Below are 14,108 nucleotides of genomic sequence, written 5' to 3'. Positions count from 1 at the left end.
GAATTACTCCACACAAAGCTTGAACCGGTGAGAACGAACGCTCTCGCTCACGCATTCTTTGCCGAACTCCGCGAGAAACACGACGTGGACGACGCTGTGTTTCTCGTCGATGGTGCAGCACCACTGAAAGACGCCTGCCAACGACACGGCCTCGATTTCAGATACGAGCCCCATGGAAATCGGAACAGTGTCGAACGTGTCTTTCGTGAGGTAAAACGCCGCACCTCTTCGTTCTCAAACTGTTTCAGCAACGCCGAGCGAGAAACAGCCGACGACTGGCTCCAATCGTTCGCCTTCGCATGGAATCAGCTAATCTGAACACTACCTTACACACCGTCCAAGCATTAAACTCGTCCGGCGATATTCGAGCCCGTGTTCTGAGATCACGATGCCTATGCGACGACACGGGGGGAACCGGCTGGGAGCAATCGGTAGTCTCGGTACGTCCGGCCCCGGGACGACAGGGGATCCAGCTGAAACGGCTGGAGAGTGAGCGCTGGCCATCTTTCCTCGGTAACAAAACTCATATAAGCGCCGACCAGAACCCTTAATCAGATCGCGGCGAACGGTTTTCGTTCTTCCGCAGTCACTGCCGTCTGAACACACCAACGGACAGTCTATGTCAATTCGACCACCGCAACACCACGAGAGTTCATGAGTTCGAACGAACCCGATTTCGACACCCTCCGGGAGCAGATCGCGTCGGAGATACCGGCCGACCTGTCGATCACTCGCGTCGCCTACGAGGGGCCACAACTGGTAATCTACACCGATACGCCCCGAAAGTTCGCCGAAGCCGACGGTGTCATCCCCGAACTGGCGAGTTCGCTCAGAAAGCGAATCACCGTTCGGCCGTCGCCGGGGAGTCGCACACCGCCGGCCGACGCCGAGAGCCATCTCCACGACCTTCTCCCCGACGAGGCCGGCGTGAGCGATCTCGAGTTCTATCCCGAGACCGGTGAAGTCCTCATCGAGGCCGAAAAGCCGGGACTGGTCATCGGTCGGCGGGCGAGCAAACTCGACGAGATTACCCAGCAGATCGGCTGGACGCCAGAGGTCCTCCGGACGCCACCGATGGAATCCTCGACGGTCGCCAACGTCAGGAACTTTCTCGTGCAGGAGCGAGCCGACCGGCGGGAGCTACTCGAACGCATCGGATCGAACATCTACGGCCCATCACCTGCCGATCCGGAGTGGGTCCGGATCACGACACTGGGATGTTGTCGCGAGGTCGGCCGAGCGAGTTTCATTCTGAGTACACCGAACACGCGGGTTCTCATCGACTGCGGTGACAAACCCGGTGCCGAAGGCGAGGTCCCGTACCTCCAGATGCCAGAGGCGAATCCGATCGCCGACCTGGACGCCGTCGTCCTGACACACGCCCACCTCGACCACAGTGCCCTCCTCCCGCTGCTCTTCAAGTACGGCTACGACGGGCCGATCTACACGACCGCTCCGACGCGGGACCTGATGGGGTTGCTCCAGTTGGACTACCTGAACGTGGCCGCAAAGCAGGGCCGGACGCCCCCTTACGAGAGCGAGATGGTCCGGGAGACGCTCAAGCACACGATCACGGTCGACTACGGTGACGTGACCGACATCGCACCGGACATCAAACTCACACTCCACAACGCGGGCCACATCCTCGGTAGCGCAGTCTGCCACTTCCACGTCGGCAGCGGCTTCCACAACGTCGTGTTCTCGGGTGACATCCATCATACCGACACACGGCTGTTCAACGGGGCCGAGAACGACTTCCCACGGGCCGAGACGCTCGTCATGGAGTCGACCTACGGGCGCAAGGGCGACTACCAGACCGATCAGGAAGACTCCGAGCGAAACCTGATCGAGCTGATATCCGACACCTACGACGAGGGCGGGAAGGTCGTGATCCCGGCCTTCGCGGTCGGTCGCTCCCAGGAGATGATGCTCGTCTTCGAGGAGGCCATGCGCGAGGGACGGCTCCCGACGATGCCCGTGTATCTGGACGGGATGATCCGGGAGGCGACGGCGATCCACACCGCCTACCCGGAGTTCCTGCGGGACGGCCTGACAGACCGGATCCTCCACCAGGACGACAACCCCTTCATGGCCGAGCAGTTCCAGCAGGTCGACGGTGGCGAGGAGATGCGCCAGGACATCGCCGACGGCGAACCCTGTATCATCCTCTCGACGGCAGGGATGGTCAACGGCGGACCAATTCTCTCGTGGCTGGAACTGCTCGGGACGGACCCGGACAACGCGCTGATCTTCGTCGGCTATCAGGCGGAGGGGACCCTCGGTCGCCAGATTCAGGGTGGCCGGCGCGAGATATCGCTCGGCGACGGCGGGCGTGGAAGCGACCGCCTGCAACTCGAGTTCGACATCGAGTCCGTCAGTGGGTTCTCGGGCCACGCCGACCGGAACGGGCTGGAGAACTTCGTCCGGACGATGCACCCCCAGCCCGAGGAAGTGCTCTGTGTCCACGGGGACGAGACGGCGACGGACCAGTTCTCCTCGGCTCTGTACCAGAAGCTCAACTGCCGAACCTACGCGCCCAAGAACCTCGAAACCTTCCGACTCAGGTGAACGAGCGGTCCGTCAGTCGAGTCATTCGCTGTTCGAATGCGGTCGTGTCACGATCTCCTGTACAGTCTCGTACTCCGGCGTCGAGTACGCGATGACGCGAACGTCGCGCACCGTCTCGGGTTCGTACTGCCGGATCACTTCACAGACGACCTGCGCGCCGGTCTCGAATTCGAGTCCGGTCGCTCCGGTGCCGAGAATCGGAACGACGATGACTCACAGCCCAGTTCGTCGGCTTTCGCTAACGTGTTCGCTGTCGCCTCGCGGATACTCTCTGTAGTCGCCCGTCCGACGCCGTAGTGTGGCATCGCGGCGGCGTGGACGACGTGTTCGGCGCCGAGTTCGTACGCGTCGGTGACGGCGCCCCCTCCGAGATGGGCGGGCCCCTTCGAGAGGGCGTCTTCGTTGATCGGCCCGCGTGCGCCGCGACGGAGCGCACCCGCGACACCGCTCCTCATCCGGAGGGGCGTTCCGGCCGCGTTCACCAGTGCATCGGCACTCTGATCGGCGATGTCGCCTTCGATCACCGTGAACTCCATATGGTGCCGTTTGCCGTTACTACAGTACACTTCTCAGGAGCGGTGGGAGCGCTCACTCCAGCAGTGCGTCCGAAATGGTTTGCTCGTGATCGAATGGGGGACGGTGCAACTGTCGGGTCCGGAGCAAGAACGGGACGTCACTGTGCCGGAGGAGCCGACTCTGGAGGTGGAACTGGAACGGTTGACGGACTCCGAAACCGGTGAACAGCGGTACGGGCCCGAATACGAGATTTCCTGGAGCGAGTGATCGCTCAGCAGCGGTGGCCCGTCAGTCGGTCATCACCGGAATCGCGTCGCTCGTGGCGCTCTCGGTGTCGCGGTCGTCTCGGGGGAAGTTGTCGATCGTGTCCGCGCGGAACGCCGACTCGTCGAACTCGTACTCGCCCTCGAGGAAATCGAGTAGCGTGTGCGTGTCCCGCATCGCGTTCTTGAGACACGTCGAAGCACCCGGCGAGGGAGTGATATTGAAGATTACGTCGTCACCGACGATCTTGGCCTCGCCCATGTCCAGGGACTTCTCGCTCGTGTCGACGATCTGTGGCCGGACGCCGCCGTACCCCTCCGCACGTTCGATGTCGTCGAGTTCCGCGTTGGGGACGACCTTCTGAACCTGGGGCAGGAACTGTCGCCGACCGATCTCCGGCAGGTCGTACACGAGGTTCCGGAGGACGTACGGCAGGAGGATCCGATCCGAGAGGATGTTGGCGTAACTGAGGAATGCGGCGGCGTTCAGGCCGAAGACGTCGAGGAAGTCGCCGACTGTCGAGAGCCGTCCCCGCTCCAGCGTCGGGACGAGTTTCGCGGTCGGGCCGAACCGCGTCACGCTCGGGTCGTGGACGTCCGCGTCGCCGTGGACCGCGGCGAACGGGAGCTTCTTCATCTGGAGGGTGTACACCTTCCCGTTCAGGAAGTCGTCCGCGAGGAAGAACGATCCAGCGACGGGGAGCAAGACCTTGTCTTGCCCGTAGCCGAGTTCCTTGGCCATCTGGAGGCTGTGGGAGCCAGCCGCGACGACGGTCGCATCACTGTCGAAGCGACCGTCGTCCGTCTCGATCGTGTAGCCGTCCACCGTCGGGGTGATGTCCGTGACCTCGGTCCCGGTGTGAACGTCGACGCCCGGTTCCTCGGTGGCCTGTTCGACGAAGGACCGGGCCGTCATCCCGTAGTCGACGACGTACCCGTCCGGGGTCTGGAGCGCGAGCATTTCCGTGTCGGAATCCCGACCCGCGACGACGTTGGGTTCGATCTCCGCGATCTCGTCGCGACCGATGGGTCGGAGCTTGGGATAGAGGTCGCCGAACCCCTCCTCGTGGTACCGTTCTTCGAGGGAGGCGACCTCTTCGTCGCCGACGCCGAGGACCATCTTGCTTCGCTTTGCGTGCATCTCGCGGTCGGAATCGTAGTTCTCCAGGTAGCCCGCGAGCAGTTCCGCGCCTTCCTTGACCTCCTCGGCCTTTTCGAGGGTGTAATTCGTCTCGATGTCGCCGAAGTGTAACGTCTGGGAGTTGTTCGACCGATGGGTGTTGATCGCGGCAATCTCCGACTCCTTCTCGATCAGCGCGATCGAGTCGATGTCGGTGAACTTCGCCGTCGTGTACAGAAGCGATGCCCCGCTGATTCCGCCGCCGACGATAACCAGGTCGTAGTTGCCAGACATATGTGGCCGTCACCTCCACGTCGACACCCCCCACGGATAACTCGCACCTTTCGGATATCGACGAGAGACGTGTGTGGTATTCGACGACTCTAGTCGATCCTCGAACCGGAAACACACACTGAGAGGACAGGCGACTTGGTACGCAACGGGACCGACGATGGGAGCAGAACCGATCAGCAACCACCAGGCTCCAGCAGTCTCTCCTTTATTCTGGCAGTGACTCCCCACACGCCGGGCAGTTCGACTCGTCGTTCACCGTCTCGAGCGCTGACTCGGGACCCGTCCACCCACAGACCGGACACTGCTGTGCAGTCGAATCGGTCACACTGTGGGTTCCGGGCGCTAGACCGAAAAGCGTGGTGCGGGAGCCTGATCGGTCCGGGCACGGATTACGGTGAGCGGGTCGAGAACTCGTCTCGCTCGATTGCAGACTGATTGACCCGGAATACGGTCACGACATCGTTTTGGAAGCCGGGGGCGGCTGCGGACTCGTTGCGAAACAGGTCACTCCCATAGCGGTTCCGTTCTATTGGCCCGTAGAAGACGTACTGCACGTCGTATCGCGCCAGCTGCCGATAGCGTTCTCGACGATTCCGTTGAACATGAGCCCGACGTCGTCGACGCGACCCCAGTAGGTGTCGAATCCGCCGGAGCGCAAACCCGACGAACTCTGGATCGTCCAGATCAACCCCCAGGAGTTCGAGGGTGAACCCGACACCGGAGAGCGATCATCGACCGGCGCAACGAACTCTCGGGAAATCCCACTGAATCAGGAACTCCACTTCATCGAGCGCGTCACCGACTGGGTCGACGACGGCTTCCTCCCCGAATCGGAGTTCTCCCACACCGAGATCCACCGGATCGGGATGGGCGAGCGGTTCCACTGCTCGACGAAAGTCGACCGCGACAGGGACTTTCTGAACGAGTTGATGGAACTCGGTCACGAGCGGGCGGCCGCGTTTCTCGACGGGAAATAGACCGTCGATCCCGACCCACGCGGTGTATTCAGTCGGCACCCTGCTCAGACGGTCTCGGTCGGTCCGCCCGAAGCGGGTCCGCCGAAGCGGTCGCAGTCACCAGCCGCAAGAACCGTCCCGCGTTCGTGAGGAGTTTGTTCTCCGCCTTCCGAAGGTGTTCTTCGTACGTCGACTTCGAGACGGATGTCCGGCCGGCGATGTCACGGAGAGATGTCTGCCGCGGTTGTTCGTAGTATCCGTGTTCGAGTGCCAGCTGGAGCGCCGCTAGCTGGCGGTCCGTGAGGTCGTCGAACAACCGGTCCACGGGCGTCAGCATACTGTGTGGGATCCGTTTCTCCGCGATCGCGGTCTTCGAGAGCAGTTCGATGTCCCTGTCGGCACGGAGATCGCCGAGCAACGCCCGGACATCGTCCTCGTCGAACGCGATGACCGTGTAGTGTTCCCAGCCCTGTCGATAGATCGTCGGCGACTGGTACAGGCAATTGTGGTCTTCGAAGCGGTCGACGATCGACTCCTCGAGCGAGCACAGACAGGACTGAGTCACGACGTGGTAGCCCGAATCGTCCGCCGACTCGTGAAGTACCGTTCCGAGGCGGTCGATGTCTTCCATGAGCTGGCCCGTCGGCGTATCTTCGGTGGAGATTTCCAGAACCTGGCAGTCACTCAACGGCCACTCGCGGATCGTGAGGTCCGGGTGGCGCTCCGAGATCTCCCTGTAGGGACACTCGTGTTTCACCCGGAGCGACGCCTCGTAGAGCACCATATCGGATAACGTGGCTCGACCTGATTAACGGTGCCGGTCATGTCCGGCAGTGCGTATTACCGGTCGCTACGTCTACGGAGTGATACAGATGACAGAGATCGCGCCGGCGGAGTTGAGCAGGCGGTTACAGCGTGACGACGAGGACGTGCTGGTCCTGGATATCCGTCACAGCGAGGAGTTCGAGGACTGGCACATTCCAGGGAGTGTGAACGTCGACGTGTACGACCGACTCGTGGACGACCCCGAGAGTGCGACGGGCCCGCTCGCCGACCTTCCCGACCACGACGAGATCGTGACGGTCTGTACCGAGGGGGTCGTCTCACAGACGGCGACGGACGTGTTACTGGGGATGGGCTACGACGCCGCGACCCTCACGGACGGGCTGCGCGGGTGGAGTCGGGTCCATCGACACGCCACGGTTCCGGTCGATATCGGCGGGGAACTGATCCAGGTCGCCCGTCCCGGGAAAGGGTGTCTGTCTCACGTCCTCGTCTCGAACGGGCAGGCCGTCGTCTTCGACGCCTCCCACTACCTCGACGCGTACGAGGCGATCGTGGACGAGTACGACGCCGAACTCGTTGCCGCGCTCGACACGCACGCCCACGCCGATCACGTCTCCGGCGGTGCGAGACTCGCAGCCCGCAAGGACGTGCCGTACCACCTCCACCCTGCGGACGCGCTCGAGATCGACGCCGTCCCGCTGGAAGACGGTCAGACGATTACGGTCGGCGGAGCCGACATCGCCGTGATCCACACGCCCGGCCACAGCGAGGGGAGCGTCTCCTTCGACGTGGGCGGCGAGGCGTTGCTCACCGGGGACACCCTCTTTCACGAGAGCGTCGGCCGGGTCGAGCTCGGCGTCGAAGCCGGCATCGAGGACTCAGACGTCGAGGAAAACGCCGTCACGCTGTACGAGAGCCTCCAGCGCCTGCTGTCGTACCCGGACGAGGTGCTCGTCCTCCCGGCACACGATCCGGGATCACCCGACCCGCCAGTGACGGCGACGCTCGGCGACGTGAAAGCGCGAAACGCGGACCTGCAGCGGGATCGCGAGGAGTTCGTCGAGACGCTCGCCTCGGACATCCCGGACCATCCGCCGAACTTCGAGCGCGTCAAGGGGGTCAACGTCGGGCAGGAGTCCGTGGCCGACGAGGAACTGGCCGATCTGGAACTGGGGCCGAACAACTGTGCGGCGGAGTGACCGATGAGTGAGACCGAACTGAAACAGGGCATTCGCGAACACCTCGGTCAGTTCTCGCTCCACGTCCTGCTTGTCTTCGCGACCGGGCTAACCATCGGGTCAGAGCGTGCTGTCGTCCCCGTCCTCGGACGGGACGTGCTGGGCGTCGAGTCGCTGTTCGTCATCGGCTCCTTCGTCGTCTCGTTCGGGATCGTGAAGTCGATCCTCAACCTCTACGCTGGCAAGTGGGGCGAAGAATTCGGCCGCAAACCGGTGCTCGTCCTCGGGTGGGCGACGGCACTGCCGCTGCCGCTCATCCTCATCTTCGCGCCCAACTGGGCGTGGATCACGGTCGGGAACGTGCTGCTCGGCGTCAACCAGGCGCTCACCTGGAGCATGGCGATCAACGCCAAGATCGACCTCGCAGGCCCCGACCAGCGCGGGCTCGCCGTCGGCATCGACGAGGCGTTCGGCTACTCCGGCGTCGCCGTCGGCGCCTGGGTCACGGGTCTCATCGCGGGTCAGTGGAACCTCCGTCCGGAGCCGTTCTACTTCCTGGCCGTCGTCGTGGTGCTGGCCTTCCTCATCTCGATCTTCCTGATCGAGGAGACGCTCCAGTTCGCACAGGCGGAAGGTGACGACGATCACCACGACGCGAACCTGCCGTTCGTGGCTGTCCTCAAGCGTGCGACCTACGGCGATCGGACGCTGTTCGCCGCGGCCCAGGCCGGGCACATCGAGAACTTCGTGGACACGCTGTTCTGGATCGCCGTCCCGCTGTATCTCACGAGTCAAGGACTCGGCATCGAGGCGGTCGGCGTCGTGGTCGGCGTCCACAGCGCGATGTACTTCCTCCAGATCGGCACTGGGGGCCTCGCCGACCGGATCGGTCGGCGGCCACCCGTGATCGTGGGGATGTTCCTGGCCGGCGGCGGCGTGCTCGGGATGGCACTCGTCGACGGCTACCTCCCCTGGGCCGTGCTGGCCGCTGCCTCCGGGCTCGGGATGGCCTTGCTGTATCCGAACCTGATGACCGTGCCGAGCGACGCCGCCCACCCGACGTGGCGGTCGGCCGGCATGGGCGTCTACCGGATGTGGCGCGACTCTGGGTACGCCGTCGGCGCGATCCTGATCGGGCTCGCGATGCAGTTCGTCGACATCGAAGCCGCGTTCTACATGACGGGCATCCTGATGTTCCTCTCGGGCGCGATCGTCATCGTCTGGATGGAGGAGACCCATCCGGAGTTCGGGACACACGAACCGCCGGCACCCGCGACGGAACCCGGAGCAGGGGCGGTGCCAGAGGACTGATATCCCCTGTGGTCTCGGATCGGCGTTCGCCGACCCCGGCCACCCCTGGGGAACTCGCCATTCAAGGCCGCGGAGCGACTGGTCCTTTGCATGGAGGAATACGACTTTCTCGTCGTCGGATCGGGCTCCGGACTCGAAGTCGCCAACATCGCGGCCAGACAGGGCCAATCGGTCGCCGTCGTCGAGAAGGGGCCGCTCGGCGGCACCTGCTTGAATCGCGGCTGTATCCCCTCGAAGCACCTGCTGTACCACGCGGACGTACTCGAAACGATCGAGCGCGCCGCCGAGTTCGACATCGAGGCGACCGTCGAGGACGTTGCCTTCGCCGATATCGTCAGGAAAGTCAACGAGGAGGTCGGCGAGGACGCCGAATCGATCCGTCGCGGATTGCAGTCCTCGTCCCAGCACGACCTCTACCAGGGTGAAGGGCGGTTCGTCGACGACCGGACCGTCGAAATCGTCGGCGGGGACGACGACGGGGCGCGACTCCAGGCCGAGACGGTCCTGATCGCGGCGGGAACGCGGCCCGCGATTCCCGACATCGACGGCATCGAGGAGGTACCGTACCTGACGAGTACCGACGCGCTCCAGCTCGAAGATCCACCGGAGCACCTCGTGATCGTCGGTGGCGGCTACATCGCGGCCGAACTCGCGCACTTCTTCGGGACCTTCGGCAGCGACGTGACGATCGTCGGTCGGCGGCCGAACCTGCTCCCCCAGGCCGACTCCGAAGTCGCGGCGGCGTTCACCGATATGTACGCGGATCGGTTCACCCTCCACACCGGCCACGCGGCGACGGCCGTCTCGGCCGACGACGGGAGGATAGCGGTCGAGGCGCGCCCCTACGAGTACGGTGACGACGGCGGCCTCGTCGGAAACGCCGACGGCGTGACGGTCACCGGCGACGAGTTGCTGGTGGCGGCGGGACGGACGCCGAACACGGACACACTGCGACTGGACCGGACGGCTATCGAGACCGACGCGCAGGGATTCGTCGAGACGGACGAGTACCTGCGGACGACCGTCGACGGCGTCTGGGCGCTCGGCGACATCGTCGGTGAGTACCTGCTGAAACACAGTGCCAACCACGAGGCTCGCGCGGTGGCACGGAACCTGTTCGGGAGCGAGCCCGAACCGGTCGACTACAGCGCGATGCCGTTCGCCGTGTTCGCCTCGCCCGAGGTCGCCGGCGTCGGCGCGCGGGAACGAGAACTCCGCGAAGCGGGTCGCGAGTACGCCATCAACACCTACCAGTTCGCGGACACCGCCCGCGGCGACGCGATGAACGCCACCGGCTTCGTGAAAGCGATCATCGATCCGGAAGGCGAGATCCTGGGCTGTCACATCGTCGGCCCCGACGCGTCGACGCTGATCCAGGAGGTCGTCGTCGCGATGAAAGCGGGGACCGGAACCGTCCGTGACATTCGTGAATCGATCCACGTCCACCCGGCACTCCCCGAGGTCGTCCAGCGTGCGTTCTCCGGGCAGTTCAGCCGTGGGGACAGCCACCAGCACCACTGAGGCCGCCCAGCGGTTACACGGATGTCAGCGGGTTACCCGAACGTTCGGGTGCGGTTTAGTAACTCACTACGGTATGGTAATCCGCAATGGCAAACGCAGCGATCGTAATCCTCGCGGGGACGGAATCGCACGCGGACACCGGGGTGTCGGACGCGACGTGACTCATCAGCGGTTTGCAGTGGCGCGACCGGGTGGACCGACTGGGAGGCGAGTCGGTACTGTGGCTCAATCTGTCGTCGACGCGCCCTCGAACCGGCTGGCGGGCAAGAGGAGTTCGTTGACTCCGGGGAGGTACTTGACGTTGAAGACGATCTTCGCCTCGTCGGAGACGGGCGCGCTGATACAGGAGAGGCGGATGCCACGGTCGAGCATCTCCTGGGGGAGGATGTGGTTGGTCGGCGTCGGCATCTCACCTTCGACGACGGCGACGGCGCAGTTCGTGCAAGCACCGCCCCGACAGGCGAAGGGCCAGGCGTGGCCGTCGTCCTCGGCGGCCTCCAGCAACGACTGGTTGTCCTCGACTCGCAGTTCGCCGTAATCCTCGTCGTCGAGGTACGCATCGGCGGCTTTCTCGAAGAGGTCCTCGTCGGAGAGTTCCCAGCCGTGGTCGTCGAGGACTTCGTAGTTGAGGTACTCGACGTGGTGACCTTCCTGTTCGGGTTCTGGATTCGGCTCCTGTGGGGTTTCCGTGGATCGTGGTTCCGGAATCCGATCGTCGGGCTCCCATCCGTTCTGAATTTTCTCGTAGGCTTCCTTGACGCGCTGGAACTCGCGCGTGGACCCGCCGCGGTCGGGGTGGGCTTCCTTCACCCGCCGACGGTAGGCGTCGCGGATCGCCGCGTCGTCCGCGTCAGGGTCGAGCCCGAGAACGTCGAATGGGGAGTCCACGTGTTCGCTACGGCTCTAGCGTATAAATCCCCTCCTTCCGCAACAAGTTATTCCGGCTGGGGGACGTGGGCATATACCACGGATCTGAGCGCCGGGGCTCGGCACGGACCGAAATCCACAACGAATAGGTGGCACGCCGACGGAGACCGGGGTATGAGCGACACCGACGACAGCGAGTTCGCGGCGGAACTCGAAACGACGTTCGTCGAGGAGTTCGAGGCCGACGAGGAGACGGCGGCGGCCGCGGCGGAGAAGGCCGCGGCCTTCCGCGAGGAGTTCCACGAGGATCTCACGGTCGCGGAGTTGACCGACCGACTGGCCGACGAGAGCTACGACGCCTTCGAACACCGGTTCGACTACGCGGTGGGCAACCTCGCGGCCGCCGTCGAGAACTGCACCGACTCGCGACAGTTCCGGATCGCCGGCTTCGGCGACCTGGCGGCCGATCCCGAACAGGGGGCCTGATCGCGCACGACCGGCCGCTCAGAGCGGCCAGCCTTCGTCGTCTCGTTGGAGAAGTCGCTCGCGCGTGTCGGCGGGGAGCGAGTAGGTCCCGTCGTCGTCTTTCTCGATGTCGCCCGCACGAGTCAGGTGGTCGAGGTGAGCAGACGCTTCACCGGGCCCGTGGAGGATGTGGATGCCGTCCAGTTCGCCGAACAGGTCGGCGCTGACTGTCCAGGCGTCGGCCGGGCCGAGGTCGTCGAGTGCCCGGAGGACGCGGTACGCGCGTTCCTGATGGTGGTGGATGATCTCTTCGGCGCGGGCCGTGGGGTCGTCGATGGGATCGCGGTGGCCGGGCCAGGCCCGGTCGAACTCGGCGTCGGCGATCCGGCCGAGGGTGTCGAGGTACCGCTCCAGCGGGCGGTCGACGCGCACGTCGGCACCGCCAACGTTGGGCGTGTACACCGGCAGAAGCGCGTCGCCGGTGAAGACTTCGTTCCGCTCGGGCATGGCGAAGGAGGTGAGCCCGGCGGTGTGGCCTGGCGTGTGGACGACTTCGAGCGTCGTCTCGCCGAGGTCGAACCGGTCGCCGTCCGCGAAGGTCTCCACGTCGGCGCCGGCGGTGTGGTGGTCGACACCAGCCTGCATATACGTCTCCAGTACCTCCTGGTCATCCTCGGGCATCCCCCACTCCTCGAACGCCGCCCGCTGGCGGGATTCGAGGTCGTCCCAGGCATCGTCGTCGCCGGCGATCAGCGCCGCGTCCTCGGGGTGAGCGTAGACGGTCGCCCCGCTTTCCGCCTGAATCTCGGCGGCGAGGCCAGCGTGGTCGGCGTGGTAGTGGGTGAGAAAGATCGCGTCGATGTCGGCGAAGGCGACGCCGTGGTCGGCCAGGCCGTCGGCCAGTTGCTCGCGGGTATCAGCGGTCGCGATTCCGGTGTCGACCAGCGTCGTCTCCGCGCCAGTGAACAGATAGGCGTCGTTCTCGCCCTCGAAGTACGTGTTTCCCAAGGTGATTCGATGCATACGATAACCGATACTCTCGACGGGAACGAACTTAAACCCGGCGAGTATCTTAACGGCGTTTCGTCTGCCCGGAACTTATTTTTCCAATGGTAACGAACGGCCGGTATGTCGTTCCGGCTGACAGCGGAGCAACGGGCCGTCCGGGAGGCGGTCAGGGAGTTCGGCGAGGCCGAGATCCGTCCGGTCGCGCGCGAGTACGAGGCCGACGAGCGGTATCCACACGGTCTGCTGGAAGCGGCCGCCGACCTGGACTTCGTCGCCCCGAACGTCCCCGAGGAGTACGGGGGAGCGGGGATGGACCCCGTCAGCGAACTCCTCGTCACCGAGGAGTTGTGGCGGGCCGACCCCGGCATCGGCGGGTCCATCTCGGCCGCCCGCTTCGGGACCGAGATGCTCCTGGAGTACGGCGACGACTGGATGAAAGAGCAGTGGCTCCCGAAGATCACGGCCGGCGAGACACCCATCTGCACGGGCATCTCAGAGCCGGCCCACGGGAGCAACGTCGCCGGGATGGAGACCACTGCCGAGAAAGACGGCGACGAGTTCGTCGTCAACGGCCAGAAGATGTGGATCACCAACGGCACGGTCGCCGACGTGGCGATCATCATGGCCCGCACAGGCGAGAAGGGCCACGGCGGCATCTCCGCACTGCTGACGCCGACCGACGTGGACGGCTACGGGGCGACCCGCATCGACAACAAACTGGGCATCCGCGCCCAGGACACCGCCGAGATCGTGCTTGACGACCTCCGGATCCCCGAAGAGAACGTCGTCGGCGAGGTCGACCGGGGCTTCTACCAGCTGATGGAGTTTTTCGCCCCGGCGCGGGCGGACGTGGCCGCACAGGCCACCGGCGTCGCACAGGCGGCACTGGACGCCGCCCTGGAGTACGCCGACGAGCGCGAGCAGTTCGACCGGAAGATCTCGGAGTTCCAGGCCATCCAGCACAAACTCGCCGAGATGGCCACGAACGTGGAGGCTGCCCGGTCCATGGCCTACCGTGCGGGCGCGGCCATCGACTCGGGCGACGACGCCCTGGCGACGAAACTCGCCAGCATGGCGAAACTGTTCGCTTCCGAGCGGGCCGTCGACGTGACCGACGAGGCCATCCAGGTCCACGGCGGGGCGGGCTACGTCACCGACCACCCGGTCGAGCGGTTCTACCGAGACGCCCGCATCACCAAGATCTACGACGGCACCAGCGAGATTCAGAAGAACATCATCGCGGAGCACCTGTAAC

11 protein-coding genes and 2 pseudogenes are annotated in these 14,108 nt (G+C 64.6%); 8 read left to right on the top strand and 5 right to left on the bottom strand.

Annotated features, from left to right (window positions below; translation table 11 throughout):
• Together BMX17_RS09300 and BMX17_RS09295 are read left to right on the top strand one after the other, a co-directional pair.
• Window positions 1-318, top strand: a pseudogene (locus BMX17_RS09300) (IS6 family transposase); the annotation flags it as partial.
• A gap of 336 nt (window positions 319-654) precedes the next feature.
• Complete coding sequence (locus tag BMX17_RS09295; protein ID WP_092659270.1) at window positions 655-2,568, top strand: beta-CASP ribonuclease aCPSF1; 1,914 nt, start codon at window positions 655-657, stop codon at window positions 2,566-2,568.
• A gap of 21 nt (window positions 2,569-2,589) precedes the next feature.
• Here BMX17_RS09295 and BMX17_RS09290 read toward each other — a convergent pair.
• Window positions 2,590-3,104: pseudogene (locus tag BMX17_RS09290) on the bottom strand (macro domain-containing protein).
• Between the two features lie 268 nt (window positions 3,105-3,372).
• Window positions 3,373-4,761 (bottom strand): FAD-dependent oxidoreductase, encoded by a 1,389-nt coding sequence (locus BMX17_RS09280; RefSeq protein WP_092659268.1) that lies wholly within the window; start codon window positions 4,759-4,761, stop codon window positions 3,373-3,375.
• 635 nt (window positions 4,762-5,396) lie between these two features.
• Between BMX17_RS09280 and BMX17_RS09275 the strand changes: the two genes are divergently transcribed.
• Window positions 5,397-5,738: a hypothetical protein gene (locus BMX17_RS09275; protein ID WP_211611310.1), complete on the top strand. Its 342-nt coding sequence runs from the start codon at window positions 5,397-5,399 to the stop codon at window positions 5,736-5,738.
• A 28-nt stretch (window positions 5,739-5,766) separates the two neighbouring features.
• Here BMX17_RS09275 and BMX17_RS09270 read toward each other — a convergent pair whose 3' ends face one another.
• Window positions 5,767-6,501 carry a helix-turn-helix domain-containing protein gene (locus tag BMX17_RS09270; RefSeq protein ID WP_092659266.1) on the bottom strand — a complete coding sequence of 245 codons (735 nt, stop codon included), beginning with the start codon at window positions 6,499-6,501 and terminating at the stop codon, window positions 5,767-5,769.
• Window positions 6,502-6,589: 88 nt separating this feature from the next.
• Here BMX17_RS09270 and BMX17_RS09265 point away from each other — a divergent pair, with 88 nt between their 5' ends.
• The 3 genes from BMX17_RS09265 to BMX17_RS09255 all read left to right on the top strand — a co-directional run bounded on the left by BMX17_RS09265 (window position 6,590) and on the right by BMX17_RS09255 (window position 10,513).
• On the top strand, window positions 6,590-7,702 hold the full coding sequence (locus tag BMX17_RS09265) for an MBL fold metallo-hydrolase (protein WP_092659264.1): 1,113 nt from the start codon (window positions 6,590-6,592) through the stop codon (window positions 7,700-7,702).
• Window positions 7,703-7,705: 3 nt separating this feature from the next.
• Entirely contained in the window at window positions 7,706-8,992 is a 1,287-nt protein-coding gene (locus BMX17_RS09260; RefSeq protein ID WP_092659262.1) for an MFS transporter, read from the top strand.
• Window positions 8,993-9,082: 90 nt separating this feature from the next.
• The gene (locus tag BMX17_RS09255; RefSeq protein ID WP_092659260.1) at window positions 9,083-10,513 is read left to right on the top strand and encodes a dihydrolipoyl dehydrogenase; all 1,431 of its coding nucleotides are present in this window, start codon (window positions 9,083-9,085) and stop codon (window positions 10,511-10,513) included.
• A 225-nt stretch (window positions 10,514-10,738) separates the two neighbouring features.
• On the opposite strand, the gene fer is transcribed toward BMX17_RS09255, so the two are convergent.
• Window positions 10,739-11,401 (bottom strand): ferredoxin Fer, encoded by a 663-nt coding sequence (fer, locus tag BMX17_RS09250; RefSeq protein ID WP_092659258.1) that lies wholly within the window; start codon window positions 11,399-11,401, stop codon window positions 10,739-10,741.
• A gap of 153 nt (window positions 11,402-11,554) precedes the next feature.
• On the opposite strand from fer, the gene BMX17_RS09245 reads away from it, so the two are divergent.
• Entirely contained in the window at window positions 11,555-11,866 is a 312-nt protein-coding gene (locus tag BMX17_RS09245) for a hypothetical protein (protein WP_092659256.1), read from the top strand.
• An 18-nt stretch (window positions 11,867-11,884) separates the two neighbouring features.
• On the opposite strand, the gene BMX17_RS09240 is transcribed toward BMX17_RS09245, so the two are convergent.
• The gene (locus tag BMX17_RS09240; protein WP_092659254.1) at window positions 11,885-12,868 is read right to left on the bottom strand and encodes an MBL fold metallo-hydrolase; all 984 of its coding nucleotides are present in this window, start codon (window positions 12,866-12,868) and stop codon (window positions 11,885-11,887) included.
• A 105-nt stretch (window positions 12,869-12,973) separates the two neighbouring features.
• On the opposite strand from BMX17_RS09240, the gene BMX17_RS09235 reads away from it, so the two are divergent.
• Window positions 12,974-14,107 (top strand): acyl-CoA dehydrogenase family protein, encoded by a 1,134-nt coding sequence (locus BMX17_RS09235; RefSeq protein WP_092659252.1) that lies wholly within the window; start codon window positions 12,974-12,976, stop codon window positions 14,105-14,107.
• Window position 14,108 lies beyond the last annotated feature (1 nt).

Origin of the sequence: Halorientalis persicus, assembly GCF_900110215.1 — an archaeon.
GTDB lineage: Archaea > Halobacteriota > Halobacteria > Halobacteriales > Haloarculaceae > Halorientalis > Halorientalis persica.
The sequence above is the reverse complement of the archived record's forward strand: the minus strand, read 5'-3'. Positions and strand labels throughout refer to the sequence as shown.